This is a genomic window from Acidovorax sp. Root568, assembly GCF_001427445.1.
In the GTDB taxonomy this organism is placed as follows: domain Bacteria; phylum Pseudomonadota; class Gammaproteobacteria; order Burkholderiales; family Burkholderiaceae_C; genus Acidovorax; species Acidovorax delafieldii.
The window spans coordinates 206,182-218,607 of sequence record NZ_LMGP01000019.1 but is presented as its reverse complement, the minus strand read 5'-3'; the positions used below and the strand labels follow the sequence as shown (position 1 = coordinate 218,607).

At 65.3% G+C, this 12,426-nt stretch carries 14 protein-coding genes; 11 read left to right on the top strand and 3 right to left on the bottom strand.

The window, feature by feature from the left end; translation table 11 throughout:
- The first annotated feature begins 15 nt into the window (after positions 1-15).
- Positions 16-732, top strand: a complete 717-nt coding sequence (locus ASD75_RS21875; protein ID WP_056065675.1) for an RNA polymerase sigma factor FliA — start codon at positions 16-18, stop codon at positions 730-732.
- Positions 733-859: 127 nt separating this feature from the next.
- Here ASD75_RS21875 and ASD75_RS21870 read toward each other — a convergent pair whose 3' ends face one another.
- The 3 genes from ASD75_RS21870 to flgA form a co-directional block, all read right to left on the bottom strand.
- The gene (locus tag ASD75_RS21870) at positions 860-1,231 is read right to left on the bottom strand and encodes a hypothetical protein (protein ID WP_056748012.1); all 372 of its coding nucleotides are present in this window, start codon (positions 1,229-1,231) and stop codon (positions 860-862) included.
- 42 nt (positions 1,232-1,273) lie between these two features.
- Positions 1,274-1,594 carry a flagellar biosynthesis anti-sigma factor FlgM gene (gene flgM, locus ASD75_RS21865; protein WP_056065669.1) on the bottom strand — a complete coding sequence of 107 codons (321 nt, stop codon included), beginning with the start codon at positions 1,592-1,594 and terminating at the stop codon, positions 1,274-1,276.
- Positions 1,595-1,688: 94 nt separating this feature from the next.
- Entirely contained in the window at positions 1,689-2,390 is a 702-nt protein-coding gene (gene flgA, locus ASD75_RS21860; protein WP_056748107.1) for a flagellar basal body P-ring formation chaperone FlgA, read from the bottom strand.
- A gap of 342 nt (positions 2,391-2,732) precedes the next feature.
- Between flgA and ASD75_RS21855 the strand changes: the two genes are divergently transcribed.
- The 10 genes from ASD75_RS21855 to flgK all read left to right on the top strand — a co-directional run bounded on the left by ASD75_RS21855 (position 2,733) and on the right by flgK (position 12,410).
- Positions 2,733-3,203: a flagellar basal body protein gene (locus ASD75_RS21855; protein ID WP_056065666.1), complete on the top strand. Its 471-nt coding sequence runs from the start codon at positions 2,733-2,735 to the stop codon at positions 3,201-3,203.
- A 36-nt stretch (positions 3,204-3,239) separates the two neighbouring features.
- Positions 3,240-3,644: a flagellar basal body rod protein FlgC gene (gene flgC / locus ASD75_RS21850; protein WP_056065662.1), complete on the top strand. Its 405-nt coding sequence runs from the start codon at positions 3,240-3,242 to the stop codon at positions 3,642-3,644.
- A 31-nt stretch (positions 3,645-3,675) separates the two neighbouring features.
- The gene (locus ASD75_RS21845) at positions 3,676-4,329 is read left to right on the top strand and encodes a flagellar hook assembly protein FlgD (protein WP_056065659.1); all 654 of its coding nucleotides are present in this window, start codon (positions 3,676-3,678) and stop codon (positions 4,327-4,329) included.
- Positions 4,330-4,367: 38 nt separating this feature from the next.
- Positions 4,368-5,648, top strand: a complete 1,281-nt coding sequence (gene flgE, locus ASD75_RS21840) for a flagellar hook protein FlgE (RefSeq protein WP_056748009.1) — start codon at positions 4,368-4,370, stop codon at positions 5,646-5,648.
- Positions 5,649-5,694: 46 nt separating this feature from the next.
- Positions 5,695-6,435: a flagellar basal-body rod protein FlgF gene (gene flgF / locus ASD75_RS21835; RefSeq protein ID WP_056748006.1), complete on the top strand. Its 741-nt coding sequence runs from the start codon at positions 5,695-5,697 to the stop codon at positions 6,433-6,435.
- Between the two features lie 43 nt (positions 6,436-6,478).
- The gene (flgG, locus tag ASD75_RS21830; protein ID WP_056648212.1) at positions 6,479-7,261 is read left to right on the top strand and encodes a flagellar basal-body rod protein FlgG; all 783 of its coding nucleotides are present in this window, start codon (positions 6,479-6,481) and stop codon (positions 7,259-7,261) included.
- A 38-nt stretch (positions 7,262-7,299) separates the two neighbouring features.
- Positions 7,300-8,022: a flagellar basal body L-ring protein FlgH gene (locus ASD75_RS21825; protein ID WP_056065648.1), complete on the top strand. Its 723-nt coding sequence runs from the start codon at positions 7,300-7,302 to the stop codon at positions 8,020-8,022.
- Positions 8,023-8,287: 265 nt separating this feature from the next.
- Positions 8,288-9,439 carry a flagellar basal body P-ring protein FlgI gene (locus ASD75_RS21820; RefSeq protein WP_156401069.1) on the top strand — a complete coding sequence of 384 codons (1,152 nt, stop codon included), beginning with the start codon at positions 8,288-8,290 and terminating at the stop codon, positions 9,437-9,439.
- A gap of 51 nt (positions 9,440-9,490) precedes the next feature.
- Entirely contained in the window at positions 9,491-10,408 is a 918-nt protein-coding gene (gene flgJ / locus ASD75_RS21815) for a flagellar assembly peptidoglycan hydrolase FlgJ (RefSeq protein ID WP_056748005.1), read from the top strand.
- A gap of 25 nt (positions 10,409-10,433) precedes the next feature.
- A complete protein-coding gene (gene flgK / locus ASD75_RS21810) occupies positions 10,434-12,410 on the top strand; it encodes a flagellar hook-associated protein FlgK (RefSeq protein WP_056748003.1) in 1,977 nt (658 codons plus the stop codon).
- Positions 12,411-12,426 lie beyond the last annotated feature (16 nt).

Genomic DNA, 12,426 nt, shown 5'->3' with positions numbered 1-12,426 from the left:
CATAACACCCTCTCTATGTACACCGCCAAAGGCCAGCTTGATCGCGATGCCATGATCCGCCAGCACGTACCGCTGGTCCGGAGGATTGCGCACCACATGATCGCCAAGCTGCCTCCCAATGTCGAGCTGGATGACTTGATCCAGGTCGGCATGATGGGGCTGGCCGAAGCCCTGTCGCGCTACGAAGTGGCACAGGGCGTGCAGTTTGAAACCTTTGCCACCCAGCGCATCCGGGGCGCCATGCTCGACGAGCTGCGCGAGGGCGACTGGATGAGCCGCAGCTCGCGCAAGAGCCAGAAAGACATTGAACACGCTGTGCACCGGCTGGAGCAAAAGCTGGGACGCAGCCCGCTGGAGTCCGAAATAGCCAGCGAAATGGGCATGAGCCTGGCGGACTACCAGAATCTGCTGGGCAAGGTCCGGGGCACCCAGCTGGTGTACCTCGAAGACATGACGCATGGCAACGATGACGAGGATGGGTTTCTGGACCGCCACGTTGCCGACAGTGCGGCTGACCCGGTGGAGCTGCTGCGTGATCAACGGCTCAAGACGTCACTGGTCAACGCCATCAAGACCCTGCCGGAGCGCGAGCAGCACATCATGGGCATGTACTACGAACATGACATGAACCTCAAGGAAATTGCCGCCGTGCTGGGCGTTACCGAGTCGCGCGTGTGCCAGCTGCACAGCCAGTCCATTGCCCGGCTGCGGGCCAAGATGCGCGCGCACTGAGCCCCCCCACCGGCGAACACCAGGCGCCGCACAGGTCGTTGCGCAAGTCGTTGCACAGGGCCAGAGGGTTACAGGCCGCCGCTTTTCGCGACCGGGCCCACAACCCCTTCAGAACAATGGATGCCGCTCAGCCTGCAGAGCGGTAGATGCGTGCCACACCCGGCGCGGCTCCGCGCGCCCCCAGGCCATCGCCATAGGTAGCCGCCGCATTGGGGGGCAACAGGCCGGCGGCTTGGCGGTCCGTGCTGGCAGCAAGCCGGGCCAGGCTTTCACGGTGCAGGATCAGCATGCTGCGGATCGCATCCGCGCGCTTTTGCAGCGACGCCGGCAAGGGCAACCCCCGCGCGGCCGCCTGCTCCAGCGCACGCGAAAAATCGGCCGCTGCATCGCGCAAGGCCGTGCTGTTTTTTTCCAGGGAGGTGGGGTCGGCCGCGAGCAGTGCGGCAGAGATTTGTTCGATCAGCTGCTCAACAGCCGAGAGAGATTCTTCCAGAGACATGGCGCATTGTGCGATGGATTGCGCCCGGTAGCAAAACGCCGGTCAACCCCGCGAGCGGGACAGGATCTCCTGGGCGTTGGACAACAGCTTGTCGGCAATGGCTTCGGCGTCGACCGAGAATTCGCCCTTTTCGATGGCAGCGCGCACTGCCTTGACCTTACCCGCGTCAAAATCTGCCGTGCTGCGGGTGGCAGGGCTGAGCGCCCGGGCCGCGGTGGACACAGTGACAGGCACACCGGCGGATGACGCCATCAGTGCGTCCTTCGTGGCTCCTTCAGCAGCGCTGGCTGGGGCCTTGGCTTGCTTGGCAAGCCCCGTCGGCGGCAACCCGCCCGGCAGTTCCGGTGTTTGACCTATCTTCATCGCTCTCTCCACCACCCCGTTGGATGTGGGGCATCAGTAGCAATGTTTTCGACCCATTTGGCCCGGACTTTAGCCATTTATTACCGGGGCGTCATCACAGAGTGACATCCACTGTCCCAGAATCATTCACAGTTCCACTTACGATTCGACCATTCTCCATGCGCACGCGCACAGTCTGCCCGGCAGAGCCTGCGGTCAACGCCTGGCCCGCAGAGCTGACCGCATAGCCTGGCCCCTGGGCCACCACTTTCACCTGGGCACCGGCCTTGAACAGCAAGGGGGCACGCACCATGGCCTGGCGCACCGCCTGCCCCGCCACCAGTTGGCGGGCCGCGGTCTGCCCTACCCACAGGTCGGGATTGGCCATGACGGGAGAGGAATCGGCCGCCCAGTCCACTTCGGCCTCTGTGGCGTCATTGGCCGTCAACACGGCACCGGGCGCCACATTGTTGATCAACACCCAGGCCGGGCCAAACGCCTTGATGGTGACGGGCAAAAACACGTTCCATGCGGTGGCTCCCTCCACGCAGCGCAGCCCCAGACGGGTCCGACCCCACAGGCGGGCACCTACGGGCAGATAGGGTTCAACGCGCGCACAGGGCGCCAGCCGAAGGCGCGAGTCCAGTGAGCCAACACTCACTTCCATACGCAGTGGCAGCGCGGAGGACGGGTTGCGGGCCAACGCATCGTCCAGCCAGCGCTGGGTAAGCGGCCCCAGGTCCGCCACGGGGTCTGCCGCCGACTGGGCGTGCGCAACACCATGGGGGCCCAGCGCAGCCACAGCCAATACACCCATCAGGCAGAACGTACGCACCAAGGCGCCGGCACGCACAGCCAGCGACTGCCGGGTTACGCCGCACAGCGCGGCGTCGGTGTTGGGGGCAGAGAAAAGGAAGTGGGCGGTCATAGGGGCCTCCTGGGCATCGGCTGGCCAGGCTGCCCGCGCACGGGGTGCTACGGAAGGCAGGGGCCATTTCACCCCTGGAACTATAGGCAGATGACCCGGACGCAAAACCCGGAACTGCGCATCCATTTGCCACTTCTTCGCGCTTTAGAAAAAGGGCGCGGTTTCCATAATCGAGCCACGCCAAAAGCCCCCCGGGGATGGCGACTTTGCAACCGACGGTGTGAGGCACACATGCTTGACAAGATGACCAACCAGCTGAATTTTCACGGCAACGCCCTGGTGCTGCGCGGGGAACGTCAGCGCGCCATCGCCAGCAACATTGCCAACGCCGACACCCCTGGCTATGTGGCACGCGACTTCAAGTTTGGCGACGCGCTGCGCGAGGCCACGGGCATGACTTCTTCCGCCACAGGCACTGCCGGCGCAGCGGTCACGCGGCTGGCAACCGGAGGTTCGTACGGAACTGCGGGCACGACCGATCCGCACCATATTCCGCTGCCCACCGTGAATTCCAGCACCAGCATCGACCGGCAAGGCGCCCTGGGCTATGCGGTGCAAACACAACCGAGCCTGGACAACAACTCGGTGGACTTGGACCGCGAGCGTGCCAACTTCGTGGACAACGCCGTGCGCTATGAAGCCACGCTGCGGTTCATCAACGGCAACGCCAAGACCATGCTCAGCGCCATCCAGGGCCAATAACCAGCCAGCCCCGCAGCGCAGAAAGCGAGCCACCCCATGTCCATGTTTTCGATTTTCAACGTATCGGGCAGCGCCATCAGTGCGCAGTCGCAGCGGCTCAACGTGGTGGCTAGCAACCTGGCCAATGTGGACGCCGTGGCAGGCCCCGATGGTCAGGCCTACAAGGCACGCCAGGTGGTGTTCCAGACAGCGCCCATGGGGGCCGACAGCTCTGCGGGCGTCAAGGTCAGCGGTGTCAGCGAAAGCAATGTGCCGGGCCGCCGCGTGCACGACCCCAGCCACCCGTCGGCCGACGAGCAGGGGTATGTGACGCACTCCAACGTCAACGCGGTTGAGGAGATGGTCAACATGATCTCTGCCTCGCGCTCGTACCAGAACAACGTCGAGGTCATGAACACGGCCAAGTCGCTGCTCCTCAAAACCCTGCAGATGGGCCAGTAAGGCAAGAGCCTGCTCCAAGAAGGACACTACCATGATTCTCAGTGCAACCAACGCCCCCACGGTGACGGACTCGTCCAGCACCAAGGCCAACGCGTCCACCGACCCGGCTGCCGCGCAAGACCGCTTTTTGAAACTGCTGGTTGCGCAGCTGAACAACCAGGACCCGATGAACCCCCTGGACAACGCCCAGATGACTTCGCAGATCGCGCAGATCAACACGGTGACCGGCATCCAGCAACTGAACCAGACCATGCAGAGCATGGCTTCGCAGTTCAACTCGCTGCAGGTCATGCAGGGCACAGCCCTGGTGGGCCGCAATGTGCTGACCGAGGGCTCCAGCCTGGCGGTGGCGGACAAGACCGGCAAGGGCGGCTTCGAGCTGGGCTCGGCCGCCACCAACGTGAAGATCGAGGTCACGACCGCAGGCGGGCAGGTGGTGGACACCATCGACCTGGGTGCCAAGGCGGCGGGCCGCCACACCTTCGACTGGGACGCCAGCCAGTACACCGGCTCCACCGATGGGCTGCAGTTCCGCGTGACGGCCGTCAATGGCTCCACCAAGCTGGACTCCACCGCACTGAACCTTGCCAAGGTGACGGCCGCAGGTGCCGAGGACGGACAGCTGGTGCTGAGCCTGTCCAACGGCAAAACCATCAACTACAGCCAGATCAAGGCCTTGGTGTAACACCAGCCTGCTTCGTATCGCGTCAACAGGAGAACACCATGAGTTTTCAGCAAGGCCTGTCCGGCTTGAACGCCGCCAGCAAGAACCTCGATGTCATCGGGCACAACATTGCCAACTCCAACACCGTCGGGTTCAAGGCCTCGCGGGCCGAGTTTGCCGAGATGGTGGCATCTGCCATCGGCTCGGCAGGGGGCTCCAATGCAGGCATCGGCGTGGAAGTGGGCGCCGTGGCGCAGCAATTCACCCAGGGCAACCTGACCATCACCGGCAACAGCCTGGACGTGGCCATCAACGGCAATGGGTTCTTCACCCTCACGCTGCCCGATGGCACCGCCGCCTACACCCGCTCCGGCAACTTCAAGCTGGACAAGGAAGGCAACATGATCACCAACGACAACGCGTCGGTGATGGGCTACCCGGTGGACCCGGTCACGGGTCTGCGCACCGGCACCGACCCCATCCCCATGGTGTTCCCGACCGCCGAGCCGATTCCCGCCAAGCAGACCACCACGATCACGGCGGCCTTCAACCTGGACGCCCGCGCCACCGACGCGGCGGGCAACCCCGCAGCCACGCCCCCCATCCCGGCCACGCCGCGCGCCACCTATGGCACGTCGATCAACGTGTTCGACAGCCAGGGCGTGGCCAAACCGGTGAGCCTGTACTTTCAGAAAACCGCCACCGCCAACACCTGGGACGTATACGACGCCCTGGACGACCCCACCGCTGTGCCGCCCGTGGTGGCCACGCCCATCGGCCAGATCACGTTCGACAACAACGGAGCCATCACCGGCCCGGTGGCCACGCCACCCGCCACGGGCTTTTCGCTGCCGCTCACCATCAACCCCACGCCGCCCAACCCCAATAACCTGCCCACCTATACCGTGGACGTGAGCCTGGACAAGGTGACGCAGTTCGGCAAGAAGTTTGCGGTATCCAACCTGAGCCAGGACGGCTACACGTCGGGCGAGCTGACCGGCATCAACATCGAGAACAACGGGATGATCATGACCCGTTATTCCAACGGCGTGACGCGTGCCGAGGGCCAGCTGGCGCTGTCGAGCTTCCGCAATACGCAGGGTCTGGCCTCGGTGGGCAGCAACAACTGGGTGGCCACGTTCGAGTCGGGCCAGCCCGTCGTCGGCACCGCCACGGATGGCAGCTTTGGCTCGCTGCGCTCGGGCGCCCTGGAAGACTCCAACGTGGACCTCACGGCCGAGCTGGTGAACATGATGACTGCCCAGCGCGCCTACCAGGCGAATGCACAGACCATCAAGACGCAAGACCAGGTGATGTCCACCCTGGTGAACCTGCGCTGACCGGCTGAACCCCCACTGAACCCGCCCAGGACACCGGAGATCCCCCATGGACCGCATCATCTACACCTCGATGACAGGCGCCAACGCCGCCGCCCACCGGCAGGCGGTGCTGTCCAACAACCTCGCCAACGTGTCCACCGGCGGGTTCCGCGCCGAGATGTCCACCTTCCGCTCGGTGCCGCTGCAAGGCGACGGCGCCAAGACGCGCGTGTTCGCGCTGGAGGCCACCTCCGGCTACGTCAACACCCCTGGCCCCGTGCAGCGTACCGGCCGCAACCTCGACGCGATGGCCGCAGGCAATGCTTGGTTTGCGGTGCAGGGGCTGGATGGCACCGAGGCCTACACCCGTGCGGGCAGCTTTGAGGTGTCGGCCACCGGCCAGCTGCTCACTCCCACCGGCCTGCCCGTGTTGTCCGATGGCGGAGCGCCCATCGACGTGCCGCCCGGTGCCGATGTGTCGCTCGGGTCGGACGGTACCGTGACCTCCAAGATCCCGGGCCAGCCCGCCCAGGCCATTGGCCGCCTCAAGCTGGGCACACCCACACCGGAAGATCCGCTCAAGCGCGGCGACGACGGGCTGTTTCGCACCACGTCGGGCGACCCCATGCCCAACGACGCCAACGCGCGCATACTGTCGGGCGCGCTGGAGGGCTCGAACGTGAACCCTGTCGAATGCATGGTCGGAATGATCGCTGCATCGCGCCAGTTCGAGCAGCAGATGAAGCTGCTGCAGACCGCCGAAACCAACGACAAGACCGCCAGCCAGCTGCTGAGCATGAACGGCTGATGCCGCTGCCCACCACCGCACGCACCCGCCCTAAGGAAGCACCATGATCAACTCCCTCTGGATCGCCAAGACCGGCATGTCTGCCCAGCAGACCCAGCTCGACGTCATCTCGCACAACCTGGCCAACGTCTCCACCACGGGCTACAAGCGCAACAACGCGGTGTTCGAAGACCTGATCTACCAGAACCTGCGCCAGGTGGGTGCCAACACCACCGAACAAAACCAGCTGCCCACTGGCCTGCACCTGGGCCTGGGCGTGCGCACGGTGGCCACCAGCCGCAACTTCATGCAGGGCAGTCTGCAGGAGTCCAAGAACAACCTGGATGTCGCCATCAACGGCAACGGCTTCTTTGAAGTGACCATGCCCGATGGCACCGTGGGCTACACCCGCGACGGCTCCTTCCAGGTCGATGCCCAGGGCCGCATGGTCACGTCCAGCGGGCTGCCCGTGGTCAATGGCATCACCATTCCGGCCAACGCCACCAGCGTCAGCATCAGTGCCGAAGGCGCCGTGGCAGTCACCGTGCCGGGTAACACACAGCCGCAGACCGTGGGCAACCTGGCCATGGCCAGCTTCATCAACCCGGCCGGCCTGGAGCCCATCGGGCAGAACCTGTTCAAGGAATCCGCCGCCTCCGGCCAGCCCCAGCAGGGCACCCCCGGCACGAACGGCCTGGGCATCATCAAGCAGGGGTTTCTGGAAGCCTCCAACGTCAACGTGGTGGAAGAGCTGGTCACCATGATCCAGACCCAGCGCGCCTACGAGATGAATTCCAAGGCCATCCAGACCTCGGACCAGATGCTGGCCAAGCTCGCCCAGCTGTGACCGGAATTCCCCCCGCGCTTTTGCCCAGGACCTTCGCCATGCGCACTTTCACACGCCCTCTTCGCCTGCTGCAGGCACTTGGCTCGCTGCGCGCGGGCATCCCCGCGCTGGGTGCAGCACTGCTGTGCGCCGGCTGCGCCACCCTGTCGCCACCGCCGCCGGTGGACATCCTGCCCACCACCCCGCCCCCGCTCGCCGCTGCACCGCGCACCCCGCCCCCGGTGACGGGCGGACTGTTCCACAACGCCAGCTACCGGCCCGCGTTTGAAGACCGCCGCGCGCGCCTGGTGGGCGACAACGTGACCATCCAGATCGTGGAAAACGTGACGGCCAGCCAGAAGTCTTCGTCCACGGTGGACCGTGACTCCAAGGTCTCTGCGGGCGTGACCGCCCTGCCCTTCACCAGCACCAGCTTCACCGACAAGCTGGGCGTGGGCGCTTCGTCAGGCAACGCGTTCTCGGGCAAAGGCGGCACCGAAAGCGCCAACACCTTCACCGGCTCCATCACCGCCACGGTGGTGGATGTGCTGCCCAACGGCCACCTGGTCATCACTGGCGAAAAGCAGATCGGCGTGAACCAGAACGTGGATGTACTGCGCTTTTCGGGCACGGTGGACCCACGCGCGCTGCAACCCGGCAGCATCGTGAACTCGACCCAGGTCGCCAATGTGCGCGTCGAATCGCGCGGACGCGGCGCACAGAATGAAGCCCAGGCCATGGGCTGGCTGGGCCGGTTCTTCAACACCGTCACGCCGTTCTGACCGCACTGGGTGCACCGAAAGCGCCCAGGTCCCCAGTCCTTCCGGCATCCGACGGAGGGCTGGGCGCGTCCTTTTTTCACTACAAATTTGATAGCTATTGGCGCATATAGCACTAGCGCCTCTGGCCGTTTTTACTCAAAAACCACCGCCCAGAGCGCCCACGGGCCGTTTCTGCGCGCACCTTGCCGACGCAGCTTCAGACCCAGCCAATAAGCCGGTGATCCCGCTTCTTTTTGGGTTTTAGTTCCGGCCATGGCCTACCACAATGGATGCCATGAAAGCCTCGTCCCATTCCCTCTTGCCCCGCACCGCGCGCGTGCTGTGGCTGCTGCTGGCCCTGGTGGCCGCAGGGCTGACAACGCCTGCACAGGCCTTGCGCATCAAGGAAGTGGCGGCGGTGCAGGGTGTGCGCAGCAACCAGTTGACCGGCTACGGCCTGGTGGTAGGGCTGGACGGCACGGGCGACCAGACGACGCAGATGCCCTACACCACGCAGGCCATGTCCAATTACCTGCAGCAGATGGGCATCAGCCTGCCACCCGGCACGGCGTCGCAGCTGCAGCTCAAGAACGTGGCGGCGGTGATCGTCACGGCGCAACTGCCCGCCTTTGCCCAGCCGGGCCAGCAGATCGACGTGAACGTCTCGTCCATGGGCAATGCCAAGTCGCTCAAGGGCGGCACGCTCATCGTCACACCGCTGCGCGGCGCTGACGGCGAGATCTATGCACTGGCCCAGGGCAACATGGTGGTGGGCGGCGCTGGCGCGTCAGCCGGTGGCAGCAAGGTGCAGATCAACCACCTGAGCGCAGGCCGCATTCCGCTCGGGGCGCAGGTGGAACGGGCCGTGCCCACCCCGCTCAACGAAGGCGACACCATCAACCTGGGCCTGAACGCCTCGGACTTCCAGACCGCCCGCCGCGTGGCGCAGGTGATCAACGCCAAGCTGGGCAACGGCCTGGCCACCGCGCTGGACGGTCGCACGGTGCAGGTGCGCGCTCCCATCGACCCCGGCGCCCGCGTCGGCTTCATTGCCGACCTGGAAGAGTTGCCGCTCGAATCCTCCACGCCCTCAGCCAAGGTGGTCATCAACGCCCGCACGGGCTCGGTGGTGCTCAACCAGTCGGTCACGCTGGGGCCTTGTGCCATCGCCCACGGCAACCTGTCGATCACCATCAGCTCCACGCCCGTGGTCAGCCAGCCCAATGCGTTCTCGCAGGGGCAGACGGTGGTCACGCAAAAGAGCGACATCACCATCAACCAGGAACCGGGCAACGTGATCCAGATGCCCGCGTCGCCGCAGCTGGCCGACGTGGTCAAGGCCCTCAACACGCTGGGCGCCACCCCCGGCGACCTGCTGGCCATCCTGCAGGCCATCAAGGCCGCCGGCGCGCTGAACGCCGAGCTGGAGGTGATCTGACATGGCTCGCCCTGCTGCCGCCGCTGCGCGCACCATCCACCGGGAGCGACCATGGCCCTGACCCTGCCCTCGTCCAGCACCACCAGCCCCTCGAACGCGCTGGCCGTCGATATCCGCTCGCTCAACTCCCTCAAGTACGAAGCGGGCACCACCAACAGCGCACAGGTCACGCGCGAGGCAGCCAAGCAGTTTGAATCGCTGTTCATGCGCGAACTCATCAAGAGCATGCGCGACGCCACCATGAAGTCCGGCCTGATGGAGGGCGAGCAGGCCAACCTGGGCCAGGACATGCTGGACCAGCAGCTGTCTGTGAATATGTCAGGCCTGCAGGGCGGCCTGTCCGAAGCCATCGCCCGCCAGCTTTCGCGCCAGATGGGCGGTGCGGACACCAACTTCTCGGTGCCGTCCACGCTGAGCCTGCCGCAGGCACAAAACCGGTCTGCGACCTCCGCCACCACGTCTTCCGTCGATACCACCCTGCCCGTCCCCAAGGGCCGCGAAGGCTTTGTGCAGCACCTGAGCGGCACCGCCGAGCGCGTGGCGCAGGAAAGCGGCATTCCCGCCAGCTTCATGCTCGGCCAGGCTGGACACGAAACCGGCTGGGGCAAGAGCGAGATCAAGACCGCCAACGGTGGCAACTCGTTCAACCTGTTCGGCATCAAGGCGGGCAAAGGCTGGACCGGCAAGGTGGCCGAGATCACGACCACCGAATACATCAACGGCACACCGCGCAAGGTGGTGGCCAAGTTCCGCGCGTACGACTCGTACGAGGATTCCTTCCGCGACTACGCCAAGCTGATCACCGACAACCCGCGCTACGAAAAAGCCCAGGCCACCGCCAAGACGGGCTCTGCCGTGGCCTACGCGGCCGAGCTGCAAAAGGCCGGTTACGCCACGGACCCGGAGTACGCCAAGAAGCTCAGCGGCGCTATCAACAGCGCGCTGCGTGTACAGCGCGCCCAGGCGTGATGGACGAGAAGAACCGAGGTAAGCCATGAGTCTGCTCAACGTCGGCGCCCGCGCCCTGCTGGCCAACCAGGTGGCCCTGCAGACGGCAGGCCACAACATTGCCAATGTCAACACACCCGGCTATTCGCGCCAGACAGTGGTGCTGCAAACCGTCCAGGGCCAGTTCACGGGCGGTGGCTACATCGGCCAGGGCGTGGATGTGCAGACCATCTTGCGCAACCAGAGCGAGCTGCTCACGCGCCAGTCGGCCGCCGCCGGATCGACGCAGGCAGCCGACGCCATCCGCGCCCAGCGCCTGAGCCAGTTGCAGGAAGTGTTCAGCGGTGGCACCCAGGGCCTGGGCGCCGCCATCAACGACATGATGAACGCGTTCTCGGACGTGGTCAGCAGCCCCACCGACATCACGGCACGCACGGTGGTCCTTACGCGGCTGGACGAAACGGCCGCACGCATGCGCACCGCCAGCGACCGGATCAACGAGATCGAGTACACCGTCAAGGAACAGCTGCAGAGCAGCGTGACCGCCATCAACAGCCTGGCCACGCAGATGGCGGCCATCAACGAGCAGATTGCCCGTGCCACCGGCAACGGCCAGAGCCCCAACGACCTGCTGGACCAGCGCGACCAGATCATCCGCGACATCAACCAGTATGTGCAGACCACCCAGATCCCGGCGGATGACGGCACCGTGGGCCTGTTCGTGGCGGGCAGCCAGCCCCTGGTGCTGGGCAGCACGGCCGCCAGCCTGTCGATCGACGATGCAACGACCTTCCCGGGCAGCGGACAGTCCAAGCTGTTTTTCAACCGCCCCGGCGCCACCCCCGTGGAGCTGGACGAGAACGTGCTGGGCGGTGGCAGCGTCTCGGGCCTGCTGCGCTTTCAGAACACGGACCTGAGCGAAGGGCGCAATCTGCTGGGCCGCATGGCGCTGGCCATCGGCATGACGATGAACGATCAGCAGAACCTGGGCCTGACGCTCGATGGCGTGCCAGGCAAGGATCTGTTCGCGCTGCCCGCCAGCATGCCGGGCCACACCAACGGCGCAGGGGTGGGCACGGTGTCGTTCACCGGCCCCACACAGTTTGCTGCGTCCGACTATGAGATTCGCTTCACCACGGGCACGGCCGGGCAGGTGGTGCGCCTGTCCGACGGTCAATCAACCCCGTTCACCAGCGCTGCCAACCTGGCCACGCTGCAGATCGATGGGCTCAACTTCAACCTGACCACGCCCGGCAACCCTGGCGAGCGCATGCTGTTCAAGCCGTTCAGCACGGCTGCCAACAACATCCAGGCGCTGGTGTATTCGCCGCGCGACCTGGCAGCCGCCAACCCCATCAACGCCGCCATGGGCACGGCCAACGGCGGCACCATGCAGCTGGGCAGCCTCAAGGCCACGGGCCTGCCCAACCCGCCGGGGCTGGTGCTGCCGGCAAATGCCAACCCAGCAGCCATTCCGCCCATCCTGGGGGGTATCCAGTTGCAGTTCACCGCCGGGCCGCCCACGACCTACGACGTGCTCGACCGCGGGACCGCGCCACCCACCTCGCTGGCGACTGCGCAGCCCTACACCTCGGGCCAGCCCATCTCGATCAACGGCTGGCAGATCACGCTGCAGGGCACCCCCAAGACGGGCGACACCGTGGTGATCGGCAATGCACTGGACCCGCAGTACGGAGACGCCTACACCCGCAACGCAGGCAACGCGAATGCCCTGATGGGACTGCGTGACGTGAAAATGTTTGACGAGTCCACCCTCTCCGACGGCTACGCTGGCGCCATTGCCCAGGTGGGCACACGCACCCAGAGCGCCAAGTTTGCGGAGCAGCTGTCGTCCACCATCGCAGCCAACCTGGAGCGCGACCGCACGGCAGTGTCGGGGGTGAACCTGGACGAAGAGGCCGCCAAGCTGATCCAATACCAGCAGGCCTACCAGGCCTCCGCCAAGATGATCCAGATTGCGCAGAACATTTTTGATTCGCTGATCCAGGGCCTGGGCCGATGAATGCCGCCCCTGGCGT